This window comes from Variovorax paradoxus, from assembly GCF_902712855.1.
Taxonomy (GTDB): Bacteria; Pseudomonadota; Gammaproteobacteria; order Burkholderiales; family Burkholderiaceae_C; genus Variovorax; species Variovorax paradoxus_Q.
Window position 1 is genome coordinate 4,451,767 of the sequence record NZ_LR743507.1, and the last position, 15,511, is coordinate 4,467,277.

Consider the following 15,511-nt stretch of genomic DNA (forward strand, 5'->3'; position numbering starts at 1 on the left):
GACCGCGCAACGCTGCCGCACTACACTGCGCCCATGCGCCCCTCCGAAGCCCTGTCCATGCACCGCGCCCGCATCCGCGAGATTGCGCTGAGCCACCACGTCAGCGGTGTCCGGGTGTTTGGCTCGGCGTCGCGCGGTGAGGACGGTATCGACAGCGACCTGGACCTGCTGGTCGAGCCCACCGCACAAACCACGTTGATGGACATCGGTGCCATCCGGTACGAGCTGAGGACCCTGCTGGGCATAGAGGTGGATGTCCTCACGCCGGCCGGACTGCCACTCAAGTTTCGCGACCGCGTCCTGCGCGAAGCGGTGCCTCTGTGAGTCGAGGTGATCCGCGTCGGATTGCGGACTATTTGGGTCACATCCTTCAGGCCATCGACAACATCCTCGAATACACAGCTGGCGCAACGCTGGCGGGATACCTGATCGACCGGAAGACACAGGATGCCGTGGTCCGGAATCTGGAGGTCATTGGCGAAGCCAGCAACAACATCGTCAAGCATCACCCGGGATACGCTGCAACACATCCCGAGGTTCCTTGGCGTATCGCTTACGAAATGCGGAACGCGCTGTCGCACGGTTACTTCTCTGTCGATCACACCATCGTCTGGCAAACCGTCCAGAACGATTTGCAGCCATTGCGGACACAGATCTCCAATCTGTCGAGCCCCGACTGAATCCCGAAGGCAAATGCCCGATCAGCCGCCGTTCACCGAAAGCTGCGTCGCCGCCTCCGTTCCACGCACTTCGCGAAGCGACATCCTTGCCCTGCTCAACACCCGCCTGCACCCTGCCCTGCAGGAAATCCTCGCCGCGGAAGTCGCCTCCGGCAACCGCGTGACGGACGCCGGCGTCGACTGGCCCGACGCGGGCTCGGTGCATGTCACGCTCTCGCGGCGATTCGACAGCCGCCATGCAAGCGCCGAGGCCGTCTTCAGCCCATGCGACGACCCGCACTACTGGCACGCCGACTACAGCACCGCCGACGCGCCGCGCCACCTGCTCATCTGCTGACCGCGTTCTTCGGCCCCGCCGACGTGCTCCACGCGATCAGCGCCAGCAGCGCCACCTGAACCGGCAACCGCACCACCAAGGCCCAGTACGGCACGCCCGCGAACAGCTCCGGGCGCTGCAGCATGTAGAAATGCGCGGGCGTCACGGCCAGCGTCAGCAAGAAGAGGCCGATGCCTGCGGCGCGCCGCGTCGGGCGCCACAGCAGCCCGGCCGCGCCCAGCAGTTCGAGCACGCCGCTCACCAGCACCGCGGCGCGCGGCCATGGGATGTACGGCGGCACGATGCGCATCTCGGTCTCGGTCAACGCGAAATGCGCGACGCCGCCGATGGCGAACCACAGGAAGACGAACGCGAGGCCCGCCACGCGCCAGCGGCTCATGGCGGGTGCCTCGTTCAACCCTCGGACCTCAGAGCGGCCTGGTGAGGTACACCGCCTCGCGCCCGACGATCGGGCGCTGCGCGGGCATGAAGATGGTGCAGTCGTCGCACAGCGCGCGGATCTCCTCGTCGCCGTTGGTCGCGATCAGCTCGCCCTTGGCGAAGGTCTCGAAGCCGATCAGCGGGCGCACGAACTTGAAGTCTTCCGACTTGATGACGAAGGTCTGCAGCAGCTCGAAGCGGCGTTGCGGCTCGGGCGCCGGCGTGGCCGGGTCTTTCTCGACGAGGCCGAAGTACGCCAGGAAGTCGTAGGTGACGGCGGTGGCCAGATCCGATGCGGAGCGCAGGAAATGCTGGCCACACTCGACCACCATCGCCACGCCCTTGCCGTCGGGGCCGCCGTGGCTGCCGTACTGGATCAGCGGCGTGCCCGAGCCCAGGCCGTCGGGCATCACGAGGTGCACCGACGGACGGCCGATGGCCAGCGCGACCTTGGCGTTGCGCTCGAAGGCCGGGTAGACCCAGAACGGCACCACGGGCTGGCTGGTCGAGTGGATGTCCAGGATGTGGTCGGCCGCGTCCACCACCGGACGCAGGATGCGCGCGCGGCGCAGCTCGGGGCTGTCTTCGCTGCCGTCCAGCCATTCGGGCGACCAGATGCGGTTGAGGTTGTGCACGATCTGGCGGCTGTCGTACGGCGACTCTTCCTTGAACGACTCGTACGCGTCGATGTTCGCGAAGGACACGGTGAGCGTGCCGATCTGCGGGCGCACGTCGTTGTCCAGCAGATGCGTGGCCGCCGTCATGCCGCAGATCTCGTTGCCGTGCGTGAGCGCGTTGATCAGCACGTGCGGGCCGGGCTTGCCCGACTCGAACCGGTGCACGTAGTCGATGCCGGTGTTGCCTTTGCGGTAGGCGGAGAGATCGCGGGGGAGGACTTCGAGGGCGGGGGCGATTGGGTCATGGGGCCTGCAGGTATGAATGAGCGGAACGGTGCGGCGAGTTTGCTACAGGCCGCGCGTTCGTGCTTCAAGTGACTGCGCCGGCGGCCCCTGGACCGCGCGCACGCCCGTTAGGGGCAAATACGTTCACTGCGAGCCGGCTACCAATTCACCTCCCGCTCCGGCGTCGCCGAAATATGGTGGATCGACAGGTCCGCCCCGTCGTATTCCTCCTCCTGCGTGAGGCGCAACCCGACCGCCTTCTTCAGCGCGCCGTAGACCGCCCAGCCGGCGAGCCCGGCCCAGGCGACGCCCATCAGCGTGCCGATGAGCTGCGCCCACAGGTTCACGCCGCCGATGCCGCCCAGTGCCTGGGTGCCGAAGATGCCGGCGGCGATGCCGCCCCAGGTGCCGCACAGGCCGTGCAGCGGCCACACGCCGAGCACGTCGTCGATCTTCCATCTGTTCTGCACCAGCGTGAACATCCTGACGAAGATGGCGCCGGCCACACCGCCCACCATCAGCGCGCCCAGCGGGTGCATCAGGTCGGAGCCGGCGCACACGGCAACGAGCCCGGCGAGCGGGCCGTTGTAGACGAAGCCCGGGTCGTTCCTGCCCATGGCCAGCGCCACCAGCGTGCCGCCGACCATGGCCATGAGCGAGTTGACGGCCACCAGGCCCGAGATCTTGTCGATGCTCTGCGCGCTCATCACGTTGAAGCCGAACCAGCCCACGCACAGCACCCACGCACCCAGCGCCAGGAACGGAATGTTCGACGGTGGATGTGCGCTCAGCGAGCCGTCGCCGCGGTAGCGGTTGCGTCGCGCGCCCAGCAGCAGCACCGCCGGCAGCGCCAGCCAGCCGCCCACCGCGTGGACCACCACCGAGCCCGCGAAGTCGTGGAACTCGTGGCCCGTGAGCGAGGCGATCCAGCCCTGGATTCCGAAGTGCCCGTTCCAGGCGATGCCCTCGTAAAGGGGATAGACGAACCCGACGATCACCGCAGTGGCGATCAGCTGCGGCCAGAACTTGGCCCGCTCGGCAATGCCGCCCGAGATGATGGCTGGGATGGCTGCGGCGAAGGTCAGCAGGAAGAAGAACTTCACCAGCTCGTAGCCGCTTCTTGCCGACAGTTCGCTGGCGCTCACGAAGAAATGCGTGCCGTAGGCCACGCCATAGCCCACCAAGAAGTAAACAATGGTCGAGACCGAGAAGTCGACGAGGATCTTCACCAGCGCATTGACCTGGTTCTTCTTGCGCACTGTCCCCAGTTCGAGAAAAGCAAAACCGGCGTGCATCGCCAACACCATGATGGCGCCGAGAAGGATGAACAGCGCATCTGCGCCCTGTTTGAGTGCGTCCATTGGAGCTTCTTGCAGTTTTTGATTTGAATTGGTGCGCCGCACCCGAATCAGTCGCGCGGCGGCCAAAGAAAGCAAAAATGGTGCCCAAGGCTCGCTGATGGTGCGGAATGAACCAAACAAGGGCCTGCCGGAGCCCTCTCGCGCACCGGATCAGCCCGCGCCGGCGCGCAGCGCGTCGCGGTAGCGGCGGCTGCAGGGCACCGTGGTGCCGTCGTGCATGTGGAGGCGGGCGTCGCCGCCGTCCAGCGGCTCGATCTCCCTGATGCGGCCCAGGTTGACTGCATGGCTGCGGTGCACGCGCACGAAGGCAGCGGGGTCGAGCTGGGTCAGGAAGTCGGTCAGCGTTGCGCGCAGCAGGTAGTCGTGGCCGTTCACGTGCAGGCCGACGTAGTTGCCCTCCGCCTGCAGCCAGTCGATGTCGGTGGCGGCGATGAGGAACTCGCGGCGCAGCTTGCGAACCAGGAAACGCTCGGGCCGAACGGGCGCCGGGGGCGGTGCCGGGGGCGCCGGAGGCGCTTGCGCCATTGCAGGCTCGACGCCTGCCGGCTGCGGCGAAATCTCCGGCGGCGGCAGCGGCGCTGGCCGTTCCTCCGGCGCATCGAGCACGCGCGCCTCGCCCTGCAGCCGCAGCATGAAGAGCCGGTAGGCCCAGATACCGAAGACGATCGACACGTAGGCTCGCACGTCCTTCAGGTATTCATAGCCCCACTGCCCGCTCCAGCCCGCGAAGTCGTAGCGCTCGCCCACGGCCATGTAGGCGAGCGCGCGCAACCCGAACATGGCCACCACGTGGACCACGCTGAAAGCGACGCTCGCCAGCGCATGGCCGGCCAGGTAGCGCAGCAGGTGCAGGCGCGGCAGGGGCGACAGCCGGCGCTCGACCGCCACGATGGCCGGCACCAGCGCCAGCAGCACCAGGTGGCTGGAGCACTCCCAGACCAGGATCTCCCAGGTGGCGGGCGGTGCGGCGCGGGTGCGCGCGTCGACCAGCGCCACCGTGGTGTTGAACACCGCCTGCACCGCCATCACGACGATCCAGAAACCCACCTCGACGTACCGGCGCACCGGCTCGTAGCGCTCGTAGAGGTTCTTGCGAGGGTCGCCCATGGCGGGAATTCTCGCGAATACAGGCCCGGGGGGCGGCCTGCTTTCGCGCTTTTTCGTCCCTCGGGGCCACCGTTCGTCACAAACCGGGGGCGATCCGTCCCCCGGCTGCGCCACGCGGGCCGTGCCGGGACGAGCATCGCGGCCTTCCTGTTTCGAGGAGCCCGCGATGAGCACCACCACCCTCTCCGACCGCCGCCACGACATCGACGCCCTGCGCGCGCTGGCCTTCCTGTTCGTCATCCTCTATCACGTGGGCATGTACTACGTGGCGGGCTGGCACTGGCACCTGAAGAGTCCGCACGCCGCCGAATGGCTGCAGTGGCCGATGGTGGCGCTGAACCTCTGGCGCATGGACCTGGTGTTCCTGATCTCGGGCGTGTCGCTCGGCTTCCTGAGTCGGGGCCAGGGCACCTGGGGCCTGTTGCGAAGCCGCGGCCTGCGGCTGATGCTGCCGCTGGCGTTCGGCATGGCGGTGATCGTGCCGTACCAGGCCTACGCGCAGGGCGTGGCCAGCGGCTACGTGGCGCCGGGCTTCGGCGCCTTTGTGCTGCGCTACCTGTCGATGAGCGCGCCTTGGCCGAAGCAGGCCTTCGACGGCGCGGAATTCGGCATCACCTGGAACCACCTCTGGTACCTGCCCTACCTGTTCACCTACACCGCACTGGTCGCGCTGACGCTGCCGCTGTGGAACTCGGCCGCCGGCCAATGGCTGCGCCGCGCCTTCGACGGCCTGCGCGGCTGGAAGCTGCTGCTGTTGCCCGCCATGCCGCTGCTGCTGTGGACGATGCTGCTGGCCGCGCGCTTTCCCGCCACGCACAACCTCGTGCGCGACTTCCATCTGCACAGCATCTACTTCACGCTATTCCTCTACGGCTACTGGATGGGCACGGACACCGGCGTGTGGAAGGAGCTGGAGCGCCTGCGCCGCGTGTCGCTCGCGCTGGCCGTGGCGGTCATCGCCGTCTTCTTCGCGCTGCGTGCGAGCGGCAGGTGGCCGGCTCCAGGTCCGCTGACAGACACCTTGCGCGTGCTCTACCTGTGGCTGATGGTCGCCACCATCCTCGGCCATGGCCACCGCCACCTGAACCGCCCGTGGCGATGGCTGCGCTGGGCCAACGAATCGGTGTACCCGTGGTACGTGCTGCACCAGACGCTGATCGTCGTGGCCATCACCGTGCTCGCGCCGCTGGCCCTGGGACCGGTCGCAGAGCCTGCGCTGCTGGTGGCGCTGACACTGGCCGGCTGCTGGCTGCTGACGGACGGGCTGATCCGACGCGTCGGCTTCCTCCGGCCGCTGTTCGGACTGAAGGCTACGAAGCGGCCTTCGCCGCAGCCTCTTCCACCGGAACCAGGATGGCGTTCCCCGTCGCCACGAGCTTGAGCGCGGCACCCTCGCCCTGCGCGTAGAGCTCCGCCGCCGCGAACACCTGCTTGCGCCCGGCCTTCACCACACGTCCGCGCGCCACGAACGCCTGCCCCACCGCGGGCGAGATGCAGTTCACCGAGAAGTGCGAGGCCAGCACGCGGCCGGCCACCGTGGCGGCCGCGAAACCGCTCACGGTGTCCAGCAGCGCACCGATCAGCCCCGCATGCAGGAAGCCTGCGTACTGGCCCATGTCTTCCTCTCGGAAGTCCATGCGCAATTCGGCCTCGCCCTCGGCAGCGCTGGTGACCTCGAAGCCGGCCCAGCGGTTGAAGCCGGCGGTCTTGTTGATGGCCTGGATGGTGTCGAGCATGGCGGTATCCCTCGGTGGTGTGAATGCAGCCACTCTAGAAAGCACCGCCTGCATCCGTCGTCGCGCGTGCGACCCCGGATGCGCCGGCGGTTACCTTGGCGACACGCCCGGTCAGAAATCGAACTTCGCCGACAGCTCGAAGGTGCGCCTCGGCGCCAGCAGCACCTGGCTGGTCGCGCGGCCGGCCCAGGTGGCGTACAGCTTGTCCGTCAGGTTGCGCACGCGAAAGCTCAGCAGCGCGTTGCGCATGCGGTAGCTCACGGCCGCGTCGAGCGTGGTGAAGCCGTTGATGCGGATCTGGTTGGCGTTGTCGGTGTACATCGGGCCCACGTGGTTCAACGAGGCGAAGTACTCGAACTTCGATCCGTCGGGCCGGTAGGTGGCGAACACGTTGGCCACGCGCTCGGGCACGTTGGGTGGCGTCTTGCCCATTCGCGAGACGTTGCCCGCTTCCACCAGCGTGTCGAATCGCGCGTCGAGCGCGGCGAGGTTGCCGGCCAGCGTCCATTCGCGCGCGGGCCGCCACACGGCCGACAGCTCGATGCCGCGCGACGACTGGCTGCCGTTGTTCACGGTGTTGTTGGGGTTGTTCGGATCGCGCGAAAGCACGTTGCCCAGCTCGATCCTGTAGGCCGCGGCCGTCCACTCGAGGTTCGCGTCGGGCAGGCTCTGCTTGAAACCCACCTCGGCCTGCTTGCCGCGCGACATCGGGAACGCCGCGTTCGAGGCCGACAGCAGGAACAGCGAATTCACCGGCAGCGTGGCGTTGGTGTATTGCGCGTACACGCTCGACTGCGGCGTGAGGTCGTACACCGCGCCGATGCGGCCCGAGGTCGCGCGGTAGCTCGTGCCGAAGCGCGTGTAGCTGCCCAGGTTCAGGTCGGCGATGCCGCGTTCGACCTCGGTGCGGTCGTGCCGCAGGCCGCCCACCAGCGTGAGGTTGTGCAGCGGCTTCAGCGCGTCTTCCACGAACACCGAGGTGACCTTCACGTTCGACAGGGTGTTGGTGCGATTCCCGCCGCCGGTGCTCAGCGCGGGGTTCTCGTCGAACGGAGCCAGGTAGGGATCGAACACCGGAACACGCAGCAGGTTCGCGGTGGCCGCGCTGCTGTCGGAAAAGCGGCGCCGGCTGCCGAAGCGCGTCTCGCTGTACTCGCCGCCCACCACGAAGCGGTTGTCCATGCCGCCGAGATTGCCCTTGTGCGTGGCGTCGAAGCGGTCGAGCCAGAAGTCCTGGTCGTGCGTGATGAGCGTCTGGTCGCGCGCGATGCTGGCCGGTGCCACGAACACCGCGCTTTCCGAGTTGCGGAAGATGCGGTTCGACCTGTTGGCCGAGAACTCGTTGCGCCACGACCAACCACCGCCGGCGTGGCCCGTGAGGCGCGCACGCAGCCAGTAGGTCTCGGAGCTGTTCGCGTCGTCGGGCACGTTGTAGTTGTTGCGTGCCAGCCGCCGGTCGATCACGCGGCCGTCGGGCGTGCTGACCACGCTCGTCGGTTGCGTGGCGAAGCTCGCCGGCACCAGCGGCGTGCCCCAGTAGGCCTGGTTGTCGTCGCGCAGGTAGTCGAAGGACAGGTCCAGCTTCACCGAGCCGCCGAAGTCGACCATCAACCCGCTGGTGAAGTGGTCGATGCGCTCGCCGTTCCGTTCGATGGTGCCGACCCTGCTGTCGTTGCGGCTGTAGTCGATGCGGTAGGCGCTGGCATCGCCCAGCGCACCGCCGAAGCCGAAGGCCGCTCGCGTGGAGCCGTAGCTGCCGTAAGAAAGCAAGGCCTCCTTGTGCGGGTTGTCGCGGTCGGGCCTCTTGGTCACGAAGTTGACGACGCCGCCGATCGCGCCCTCGCCGTCCACCACCGAGGCCGGACCCTTCAGCACTTCGATGCGGTCGTAGTTCCAGGTGTCCTGCACGCGGTTGGTCACGCCCGCGCCGGAGCTGCGCACGCCGTCGTACAGGTACATGAGGTTGCTGAACCCGCGCGTCGACAAGGTGGTGGGCGCGGAAGGCGCTCCGCCGCCCGACAGCCCCGCCACGCCGCGCAGGGCCTCGCTGAAGGTGCGCGCACCGCGCTGCTGGATGGCGTCCTGCGACAGGATCTCGACCGAAGCCGGCGTCTCGCGCACCGAGAGGCCGAGGCGCGACGCGGTGCCGCTCGATTCCTCCAGATGCAGGCTGCTCGCGTCGCGGCTGCCTTCGACGGTGACGGTGCCGAGCTCGGCATCGCCCTGCGCGTAGGACGCCTGGAAGGCGGTGGCGGCGGCCACCGCCATGGCCGTACGGATGAACATGGTCATTGGATTGCTTGCTTGGATTGCGAAAGGAAAAAGGGAAGCGCGGCTAGGAAACCGAGAAACGGCGCAGGCGCCATGCGGCCAGCCCGAACAGCAGCAGGCTCGGCACAAGGAGCTGCAGCACGGCCCGGGCGGCGTGGCCGCGCACGAGACCGGCCGGCTCCTCATGCCACATGAAGGCAGGGATGCGGTCGAACGCCGCCGGGGTGAGCGCATCGCGCGCATCGATGCGCGGGAAGAAGAAGCGCTTCCACGCCTCGTGGTGCGCCACGGTCTGCGCTTCGAAGCGTGCCTGCCGGCGGCTGCCCGTACCGGCGAGCGCGGTCATGCCTTCATAGGCGACGGCTGCGGGCGAAACCGCGCTGAAGCGGCCGAGCAGCACCTGCTGCCTGGCTTGCTGCGCATCGAAGCGGTCGAGCTCGGGCCGGATGGCGTCGTCGACGTCCCTCTCGATCAGGTAGCTGCCCAGCAGCCGGCCCGCGATCTCGATCTTGCCGTTCTGCGGCACGAGCACCGTGCCGCGGCCGACGTGCTGGTAGTCGGTGCTCATCGGCGCGGCATGCGTCTTCATGGCCTCTGCCGTGACGATGCGCTGGCGCGTGGCGAGTTCGGTGCGCGAGGGCGCCGGACTGGCCTGCGTGACGGCCAGGTTCAGCAGTACCGGCGCGACCAGCACCAGCAGCACCCACGCGATCACCAGCACCATGGCATTGGTCGCCGACGACGCGCCGAAGGCATTGACCGCCACCACGAGCGCGAACCAGAAGAGCGCATAGGCGCCGACCAGCAAGGTCCACCACAGCGTGGCGCCCGATGCGCCGGCCAGTCCCGCCTGCCGCGCCACCAGCAGCACCGCCACGGGCAGCAGCACCGCGGGCCCCAGGAGCACCGCCGCGCGCACCGTGAGCTTGCCCGCGAGCAGCGTGCGAAGGCGCAGGGGCTGCGACAGCAGCAGCCGCAAGGTGCCGTTCTCGCGCTCGGCCGACAGCAGGTTGTAGCTGAGCGCGAAGATCAGCAGCGGCAGCAGATAGACGATGACGAAGGCCAGGTCGAAGTGCCCGCTCAGCAGGTGCCAGGGGCTCTCGATGTCGCTCGGGTTCATGAACACCACGCGGCTCTGGCCGGTGACCCGGTACTGGCTCGGGTACAGGTCGCTCTGGCCCAGCGCGACCGGGCCCAGCGGCGCCGTCGGCAGGATGGCGTGATGCCCGCCGTAGCCGCTCGCCATGCGCGACGGATCGGCCGGGTTCTCGAACGGCGTGGGCTGTGCGGTGCCCGCGAGGATGCCTTCGAGCAACACGCGCTGCGCGGCGCGGGTGTCGCGGTCGGCCTGCGCGACGGCGGCCTGCGCGCGGTCGCGGTTCGCGGTCTGCACGAGCCCGTTGCCCAGGGCGTAGGCCACCAACGCCAGGAAGAGCGCACCCACGGCCCACAGCGCGCGCTCGGCCAGCATGAGGCGGCACTCCTGGCGCATCACCGCCAGCAGGCGGCGGCCCTGCGAAGGATCGGAAAGCATCTTGGTCATGCGTGGCTCCTCACAGCGCGCGCTGCCGCCGCGTGGCGACAGCGGCGAACACGATCGACAGCAGCAGCCCGGCGCACAGCACGGCCAGGCTGCGCAGCTGGTGCGTCAATGCCCATCCCGCACCCGGTGGGCGGTAGTCGAAGGGCGGCACGGTGGCCCACAGGCCGGGCGAGGCCTGGTAGGCGAAGTGGCGGTCGCCCATCGGGTCGGCATGCGCCACGAGGTCCGCGCTCATCAGGTCCTGGATGCGGCGGCGGTGCAGTTCGGCCGCGGTCGTGAAACTGCGGTGGTGCGCGAAGTCGGTACCCGCCATGCCCATCGAGAAGCTGCGGATCGCGAGCAGCGGCAGCAGCAGGCCGCTCCATTCCTGCACCTCCTGCTGCTGCTCCCAGGTGTCCCACAGGCGGCCGTAGTGACGGTCGTACACGGGGTACGAAGCCTGGTCGTCGAGCCGCAGCGCAAGGCCCCACTTGGCGAGTGGCACGTCGCGGCCCCAGCGCTCGGTGGTGCCGAAGTTCTCCTGCCAGGTCCGGTCGGAAACGGCCTTGAGTTCCGCGCCCAGTGCCTGGTTGAACTGCAGCCGCGTCGGGCTCGGGAACCACGCGCGCGACAGCTCGGAAAGCACGCGCGGCGCCATCACGGCCTGCGCGATCCACAGTGCGAGCAGCAGCGTGATCGCCATGCGCGATGTCGACGACGCGGCCGACACGCCGAGCACCCCGAAGACGAAGATGCCGAGGTACACCGCGTAGCCGAACGACCACGTGCCGAAGCGCAGCAGCGCGTCGATGCGTTCGCCCTCGCCCGCCCCGGCGGTCACGGCGATGGCCGCGACGACGGCCGCCGGCAGCAGCAACACCGCCAGCGAGCCCGCGAGTGCCAGTGCCTTGCCGGCCAGCAGGCGCATCGGCGCCACGCCCAGGCTCATCGTCTGGCGCAGGATGCCCTGCTCCCGCTCGCCTGCGAAGGCATTGAAGCCCAGCACGATCACCAGCAGCGGCCCGAGCACCTGCAATATCCAGCCGACCGACAGGTTGCCGAAGCGCTGCAGTCCGGTGGCGTCCTGCGCGGCATTGAACTTCACCTCGCTCTGGCGGTGCGCCTGCAGCCACACGGTGCTGCCGATGAACGGGTTGATGCCCGAATCGATCATGGCCAGCGCCGCCTCGGGCTTGAAGGCATGCATGCCCTGGTGCGCCGCGTCGTGCGGATGGCGGCGGTCCTGGTGCAGCCAGTCGTGGTAGTCCATGGCCTGCGCCGCCTGCTGTTCGGCACGCGCATCGCGCTGGTGCGCCCAGCCGACCGCGAGCGCGGTGAGCAGCAGCACCACGACCAGTCCGCCGGCCCAGTAGAGTCGCCCGTCGCGCAGGCGTTCGAGAAATTCGCGTCGTGCGATCCAGCTTGTCAGCATGACGACACTCCCATGCGGTGCGCGCCCCCGGCGAGGGGGTCGGCGAAGCGATACGAAGTGCGCGAAGACAGGGGGTGTTCCATGTCAGCTCCTCATGTGCTGCAGGTACAGCGACTGCAGGTCGGTGCGCGCGATCTGCGCTTCGCCGTCGAGGCTTTCCACGAGCCGCCCGCGTTTCATGATCCCGACGCGCGTGGCGGTCTGGCGTGCATGGAACAGGTCGTGCGTGGTGGTGAGCACGGCCACGCCGCTGTCGGCCGCGCGACGCAGCAGGTCGGAGAACTCGGCGGCGGCGTGCGGGTCGAGCCCCGAGGTCGGCTCGTCGAGCAGCAGCGCCTTGGCCTGCTTCGCGATGGCCACCGCGATCCACACCTTCTGGCGCATGCCCTTCGAGTAGGCCGACACGCGCTTGTCGGCGGCAGCGTGGTCGAGCCCCACCTCGCTCATCAGCGCAAGCAGGCGTTCGCGCGGCAGTTCGTGGCCCAGCGCGAGGCCGGCGAAGAAGCGAAGGTTTTCCAGCCCTGAGAGCGTCCCGTACAGCGTGACCTGCTCGGGGATGTACGCCACGTCCTGTTTGGTGGCCACGGGGTGGCGCGTGACGTCGGTGCCGTTGATCTCGACCGTGCCGCCGCTCGGCGCGATGAAGTTCAGGAACAGGTTGATGGTGGTCGTCTTGCCTGCGCCGTTGGCACCGAGCAGGCAGTAGATGTCGCCGGCGCGGATGTCGAGGTCGAGGCGATCGAGCACTGTGTGGGCGCCGTACTGTTTGGTGAGGCCGGTGGCTCGGAGCATGGAGGAAACCCAGGTTGGAGAAAGCTGCGCGCAGGCTCGCGCCGGCGCGGGTGCGCCGTGGCATTCGTTCGTTCGGTGTTCTTGGGAAAAGCCGGCGCGGTGCGTGGGGAATGCGCGCCGGCAGCGCTTCAGCTCAGCGCTTGTTCTTGTTCTTCGCGCCGCCCTGGCGGGCCTTGAAGCGCGGATTCGACTTGCAGATCACGTAGGTGCGGCCTCGCCGCGTCACCACCTGGCAATCGCGGTGGCGCTTCTTTGCTTCCTTGAGCGAGGAAAGGACTTGCATGGCTGTACACGGGCCTCGGAGTTTCGGGACCCGCGACTATACGTTATTGCAAATTCATTCTCAATAACGCCGAACACTGACCGGCAGCCGACCTGCCGCGCGGCGGCCTCAGTGCGCCCTGCCGGCGCTGCGCCTGGGCGAAGCGCCGGCGCACGACGCGCACACGCCGTGCAGCGTGACCTCATGGCTCTTCACCTGGAAGCCCTTCGGAACGAGGTCGGTCATCGGACCCGGGCAGGCGTGCAGCAGGAAGACCTGGCCGCAGCTCGAGCAGTGGAAGTAGTGATGGTGGTGGTCGGCCTCGCGGCCATCGTGCTTCGCATGGCTGGCGGGCTTGCAGGCGACCTCGTAGCGCGCCGGCTCGCCCGGCAGCTCGACCTTGGCGATCTCGCCGTCCGCCAGCAGCAGCGACACCTGCCGGTACACGGTCGACAGGCTGATCTCGGGCACGATCTCGCGCGCGTGCGCCAGGATTTCAGGAGCGGTCAGGACGCGACCGGCGTCGCTGAAGGCGGAGAAAACGGCGTTGCGTTGGCGCGTGAGACGTTGCATCGTTCGATGATAGTGGGCCTCCCCGCAGGGCATCAGCCGACCGTGCGAACGACCTTGCCCTCGGCGTCCCTGATGACCGTCTGCTGTACCTGAAAGCGCACGCTGTCGAGGCTGCCCAGCACGTAGGTGCCTGCCAGCGGTTTGAGCGTGCGGGCCAGTTCGTGCACGGCGGCGTCGGTCAGCCGAAGCGTGAGGCCGTCCTCGCCTTCGCTCGCGCTGCTTGCATCGGCGCGCTCGAACAGCACGGAACCCTCGCGGCCGGCCAGCCTGAAGCCGCGGCCGAACGGCAGGCGCAGCGGCAGCAGCGTGGTGAGCTCATCGACCTGCAGCGCGCCGAACGTGATGTCGGTGACGGGCGAACGCAGCAGCCGCTTCTGCACCTTCCACCCCAGCACGTCGGTGAACAGGAAGCCGCTCGACGAGCCGTCGCGCCGCGCGCCCTCGTCCACCCGGGCGCGCACTTCCGGATCGCCGAGCAGCGACGGGCGCGCGAGGTCGGTCACCCACAGCGGCATCTTCGGCAGCAGGGCGTCGAGCAGCTTGCGCGTCTGCCACTGCTTGGCGGCGCGCTCCTCCTCTTGCGTCAGGCCGACCACCTGCAGGAAGTGCATGCGGCCGTTCGGCGTGTCGATGGCGGGCAGTTCGGGGTCGTACACGAAGCCCATCGAGCAGATCAGCGTGTCGCGCTCCAGCGCGATGGGACCGTTGGCCGTCATCCAGTGGCCGTCGTCGAACACGTTGCCGCTCTTGAACACATAGCGCGCGAGGTTCTGCAGGAAATTGATTGCCCAAGCGGGCGGTTCGGCATCGGCGGGTTCACCGGGTTCGCAGGCCAGGCGGAAGGTCAGCTCGAAGCCGTAGCCGCTGGTGTCCGCGTCGTCCGACTCCTTCGCGTACAGCTCGCTCAACCCGTAGGTCACGAAGTGCCAGTGCGGCACCGGCGAGAGGCGCTTCCACGCGCTCACGCCGTCGAGCGGGTCGGGGCCGCCGAGCATCCACTTGACGAGCGTCGCATAGTGCTTTGGTTCCTGTCCTGGGTAGAGGCGGTCGAGTGCTGCGCTGATGGCGTCCCAGCCCGGCGACAGGTCTTCGGCGTCGTCGGACAGGTCGTGCGTGGCTTCGGTCATGCGGCTCCTTGTAGTGATGGGGGCGGTGGATCGGACGGGCAAGGCTACACGGCGCGGATGTCCTCAGTTGGACGTCAGGCCCGCGTGGCATCCTCTGGAGCCCGATCGACTGCATACCATGGGAGAAAAGAACGTGAGACGGATCCATCGGCGAGGCGCGCTGGCCTTCTCGGCCGCGAGCGCGGCTTCCGCCCTGCTCGCTGCCTCGGGCTGCGGGCAACGCAGCGCACCGGCGTCCGCAGGCGCCCCGGCCACGGCCGGCCCTGCGGCATCGCCGGCTCCCGGCAGCGTGGCCATCACGCAGGAAGACATCGACTGGTTCCGCCGCAGCACGGCCGAATGGATTCCCTGCGAATCGGGTGCCCCCGGCATCGTTCCGCCCGACCTGTCGCTCGAGCAGTTCGGCGATGCGCTCGAAGCCGGCGACACGACGGCCTCGCCGGTCATCGACCGCTTCGTGAAGGTCAGCGCAGCCTTCTTCCTGCATGCCAGCTTCGCGCCGGGCCACTACGGCTTCCTGCCGCCCTTTGGCAAGCGCAACGCGTTCGACGTGACCGACGAGCACATCCGGCTGCTGCAGCATGCGAACTGGCGCACCTTCATGATCGACTGCAAGCGCCCTTACGGCGACTTCACGCACTACGAGATCGACATGGCCGACATCCTGGGCCTGAAGGTCACCAAGGACGCGAAGGGCTACGCGCAGATCGGCAGCGACGCGGAGAAGCGCATGGACGCCCTGCACGCCGACATGCTCTACGCGCTGCAGGCCTACATCCGCTTCGCGCGGCTGGGGCCGGGGCGCTACGTCGTGCCGGAGCGGGGCTTCGCGCAGACCGTGGGGCGTCCGCTGTGCCGGCCGGTGTCGGCCACGCGCATCGCGATGTACCAGCGCGCGCTGGCGGCCGCAGGACCGCGCCCCGACACGCGCCGCACCGCTGCGCTGAACGAGGCAGCCGCCGCCCTGTTCGCGCTGGACTGAGCCACAG

Annotated in this window: 17 protein-coding genes; 5 read left to right on the forward strand and 12 right to left on the reverse strand. The window is 68.5% G+C overall.

What is annotated here, in order from left to right:
* Positions 1-33 precede the first annotated feature (33 nt).
* Genes AACL56_RS20690 through AACL56_RS20700 form a run of 3 tightly spaced genes read left to right on the forward strand, consistent with a single transcriptional unit; the run spans position 34 to position 1,017 of the window.
* A complete protein-coding gene (locus AACL56_RS20690; RefSeq protein ID WP_339091678.1) occupies positions 34-324 on the forward strand; it encodes a nucleotidyltransferase family protein in 291 nt (96 codons plus the stop codon).
* Positions 325-356: 32 nt separating this feature from the next.
* Positions 357-680, forward strand: a complete 324-nt coding sequence (locus AACL56_RS20695) for a HepT-like ribonuclease domain-containing protein (RefSeq protein ID WP_339091679.1) — start codon at positions 357-359, stop codon at positions 678-680.
* A 13-nt stretch (positions 681-693) separates the two neighbouring features.
* Entirely contained in the window at positions 694-1,017 is a 324-nt protein-coding gene (locus AACL56_RS20700) for a hypothetical protein (RefSeq protein ID WP_339091680.1), read from the forward strand.
* Here the strand turns inward: AACL56_RS20700 and AACL56_RS20705 are convergent.
* From AACL56_RS20705 to AACL56_RS20720, 4 genes are all read right to left on the reverse strand, one after another.
* Complete coding sequence (locus AACL56_RS20705; RefSeq protein ID WP_339091681.1) at positions 1,007-1,396, reverse strand: DoxX family protein; 390 nt, start codon at positions 1,394-1,396, stop codon at positions 1,007-1,009. The genes AACL56_RS20700 and AACL56_RS20705 overlap by 11 nt on opposite strands.
* Before the next feature lie 28 nt (positions 1,397-1,424).
* Positions 1,425-2,288, reverse strand: coding sequence for a succinylglutamate desuccinylase (locus tag AACL56_RS20710; RefSeq protein WP_425337072.1), 864 nt, complete (start codon positions 2,286-2,288; stop codon positions 1,425-1,427).
* A gap of 209 nt (positions 2,289-2,497) precedes the next feature.
* A complete protein-coding gene (locus AACL56_RS20715) occupies positions 2,498-3,700 on the reverse strand; it encodes an ammonium transporter (RefSeq protein WP_339091682.1) in 1,203 nt (400 codons plus the stop codon).
* Between the two features lie 150 nt (positions 3,701-3,850).
* Positions 3,851-4,807: a LytTR family DNA-binding domain-containing protein gene (locus AACL56_RS20720; protein WP_339091683.1), complete on the reverse strand. Its 957-nt coding sequence runs from the start codon at positions 4,805-4,807 to the stop codon at positions 3,851-3,853.
* Between the two features lie 166 nt (positions 4,808-4,973).
* Between AACL56_RS20720 and AACL56_RS20725 the strand changes: the two genes are divergently transcribed.
* Positions 4,974-6,188, forward strand: coding sequence for an acyltransferase family protein (locus AACL56_RS20725; RefSeq protein WP_339091684.1), 1,215 nt, complete (start codon positions 4,974-4,976; stop codon positions 6,186-6,188).
* On the opposite strand, the gene AACL56_RS20730 is transcribed toward AACL56_RS20725, so the two are convergent.
* The 8 genes from AACL56_RS20730 to AACL56_RS20765 all read right to left on the reverse strand — a co-directional run bounded on the left by AACL56_RS20730 (position 6,118) and on the right by AACL56_RS20765 (position 14,522).
* Positions 6,118-6,543, reverse strand: coding sequence for a PaaI family thioesterase (locus AACL56_RS20730; protein ID WP_339091685.1), 426 nt, complete (start codon positions 6,541-6,543; stop codon positions 6,118-6,120). The two genes, AACL56_RS20725 and AACL56_RS20730, sit on opposite strands and share 71 nt — an antisense overlap.
* Positions 6,544-6,654: 111 nt before the next feature.
* The gene (locus AACL56_RS20735) at positions 6,655-8,835 is read right to left on the reverse strand and encodes a TonB-dependent receptor (protein WP_339091686.1); all 2,181 of its coding nucleotides are present in this window, start codon (positions 8,833-8,835) and stop codon (positions 6,655-6,657) included.
* 43 nt (positions 8,836-8,878) lie between these two features.
* Positions 8,879-10,357: an ABC transporter permease subunit gene (locus AACL56_RS20740; protein ID WP_339091687.1), complete on the reverse strand. Its 1,479-nt coding sequence runs from the start codon at positions 10,355-10,357 to the stop codon at positions 8,879-8,881.
* Between the two features lie 10 nt (positions 10,358-10,367).
* Entirely contained in the window at positions 10,368-11,768 is a 1,401-nt protein-coding gene (locus tag AACL56_RS20745) for an ABC transporter permease subunit (protein WP_339091688.1), read from the reverse strand.
* An 84-nt stretch (positions 11,769-11,852) separates the two neighbouring features.
* Positions 11,853-12,560: an ABC transporter ATP-binding protein gene (locus AACL56_RS20750; protein ID WP_339091689.1), complete on the reverse strand. Its 708-nt coding sequence runs from the start codon at positions 12,558-12,560 to the stop codon at positions 11,853-11,855.
* A 133-nt stretch (positions 12,561-12,693) separates the two neighbouring features.
* Positions 12,694-12,843: a type B 50S ribosomal protein L36 gene (gene ykgO / locus AACL56_RS20755; RefSeq protein WP_013542562.1), complete on the reverse strand. Its 150-nt coding sequence runs from the start codon at positions 12,841-12,843 to the stop codon at positions 12,694-12,696.
* Positions 12,844-12,951: 108 nt separating this feature from the next.
* Complete coding sequence (locus AACL56_RS20760; RefSeq protein WP_339091690.1) at positions 12,952-13,395, reverse strand: transcriptional repressor; 444 nt, start codon at positions 13,393-13,395, stop codon at positions 12,952-12,954.
* Between the two features lie 32 nt (positions 13,396-13,427).
* Positions 13,428-14,522, reverse strand: a complete 1,095-nt coding sequence (locus tag AACL56_RS20765; RefSeq protein WP_339091691.1) for a suppressor of fused domain protein — start codon at positions 14,520-14,522, stop codon at positions 13,428-13,430.
* A gap of 133 nt (positions 14,523-14,655) precedes the next feature.
* Here AACL56_RS20765 and AACL56_RS20770 point away from each other — a divergent pair, with 133 nt between their 5' ends.
* Positions 14,656-15,504 carry a hypothetical protein gene (locus AACL56_RS20770; protein WP_339091692.1) on the forward strand — a complete coding sequence of 283 codons (849 nt, stop codon included), beginning with the start codon at positions 14,656-14,658 and terminating at the stop codon, positions 15,502-15,504.
* The last annotated feature ends 7 nt before the right edge of the window (positions 15,505-15,511 follow it).